This window comes from Salinimicrobium oceani (genome assembly GCF_012037645.1).
Genome location: NZ_JAAVJR010000418.1, coordinates 1 through 509 on the forward strand (window position 1 = coordinate 1; position 509 = coordinate 509).

1 pseudogene is annotated in these 509 nt (G+C 41.1%); it reads left to right on the top strand.

From position 1 onward, the window contains the following. Positions 1–300, top strand: a pseudogene (locus HC175_RS17495) (hypothetical protein); the annotation flags it as partial. Between the last annotated feature and the right edge of the window lie 209 nt (positions 301–509).

The following is a 509-nucleotide window of genomic DNA, read 5'->3' on the forward strand; positions in this document are numbered from 1 at the left end:
ATTGTAACAGGAAGTATCGCAAAGGAAATTAAGGAACGCCTGAAGCTGGAAAAGGAAAAAGCAGCTTCGGTCCTGGACATTTTCGCCTGTATAATACAGGGAATTCTTCCATATGGAGCGCAGGTATTACTGCTTCTAAGCTATGCCGAAGGCAGGCTTGGATATTTTGACCTGGTACTGAATGCCTGGTATATTTGGCTGCTTTTGGGCAGCACGATCATTTTTCTGGGCTTTAGAAAGGCTTCAACAAAGTCGGGAAAAGTAGCTCCCCTCCTTTTGGAACTAAAGAAAGCCGTATAGTAAACTCATGAAGAAATCCTGTACCAAACTTATTTGCCCCATAAAGTTGTGGAAATTTGGTGCAGGAATTCCACATTTTTCATTTCGCCAAGATGAGCAGACACCAATACCTTTGCAAAGGTTCGGCTTTGGAAATTTTAAATTTTAAATAGGAACGAAATGCCTTACAATCCACTACAGATGAAACAAATAAGTGCAGGAGGAAAGTT